At 46.7% G+C, this 1,047-nt stretch carries 2 protein-coding genes; both read right to left on the reverse strand.

What is annotated here, in order from left to right; genetic code table 11:
• Positions 1-71: 71 nt before the first annotated feature.
• A complete protein-coding gene (locus EXE45_RS16875; protein WP_137695013.1) occupies positions 72-491 on the reverse strand; it encodes a hypothetical protein in 420 nt (139 codons plus the stop codon).
• An 86-nt stretch (positions 492-577) separates the two neighbouring features.
• Positions 578-1,047 (reverse strand): hypothetical protein (locus tag EXE45_RS16880; protein WP_137695014.1); only part of this gene is annotated, 470 nt, incomplete at its 5' end.

Consider the following 1,047-nt stretch of genomic DNA (forward strand, 5'->3'; position numbering starts at 1 on the left):
AAGCTGTCGACACATAGTCGACGGCCTGATTGAATAGAACCTCTATCGGGAAAGTCTCGTCTGATAAAGTGTTATTCATCATTACTATTTTCAATAATGTATTCTAAAATCGATGGTATGTCTTCATCTTGATATTTAGATTCTAGAGTGTTTCCGATTCCCGATTTGCTCCTCGCGGTGTTAGCACATCCTTCAGCTAATTCCTCAACCTTCCCCTGTAGCTCCTCATCAAATCCCTTGATGTCACCGTAGACTGCTAACTCACGGGCCATATTCCCAAAGTTCTCCAAATCTCTACTAAATTGCTCGTCATCAGCCATTTCTACTTCCTGATTCTGCTTATACGAGGTTCTCACTTTGATTGCTACCTCATAGCAAGATTTCTTCCACGCGTCTTCTGGAGATTCAGATTGTTCAATTATCTCTCGGACTTTTCCCGCAGATTGTTGCGCCACCGCCGAAGCGATAGCAGTAGCAACCGATTCAATCATAGCCCAATCTCCTTCTTCCAAAAATGTAAATCTATATCCGGAACCCAAGATCGCTTCAGCTTTGTCTTGAACTGGCTTTTCGGGTCTTATTTCCCGCCTTCATCCTCTAACTCGGCTTCGTCAGCCAGTCGATCAGCGACTTCTTCGTCGGAGAGACTGTGGTTCGGTCCGGGTTGATACAATTGGGCCTCACCAGCGAGGCGCTCTTTGGCGTTATCAGTGGTGTCCACTTCGTCGTAAATCGATTCGTCAAGCTTCTCGTACCATCTACTGGTTACTTCCGGCATGTCTTCGTTCAAGTTTCTCCGACGTTCAGCCAAGTCTTCATAACGGGATTCCATCTGATCAAGACCGACGTCCTTCTTAGCGAGTTCTAGTTTGATGAAGTCACGTAAGTCATCGAACAACCGATGATACGCATGTGCGGCCCGATAGTAGTTCTCTGCTTTGTCGCCGGGATCAGCCATTCGCCTGTAGCCTGAAACGATGGCAGTAGTGATTGCGAGCCCAATTAGGACGAACTGGGGCGTCGAATCCCATATGAGAGCGATAGTTA

Source organism: Halorubrum sp. SP9 (assembly GCF_005435015.1).
Classification (GTDB): domain Archaea; phylum Halobacteriota; class Halobacteria; order Halobacteriales; family Haloferacaceae; genus Halorubrum; species Halorubrum sodomense.

What these genes read in the sequence shown, in the direction of transcription:
- EXE45_RS16875 (WP_137695013.1), bottom strand. Translation starts at nt 491, where the DNA reads ATGATTGAATCGGTTGCTACTGCTATCGCTTCGGCGGTGGCGCAACAA.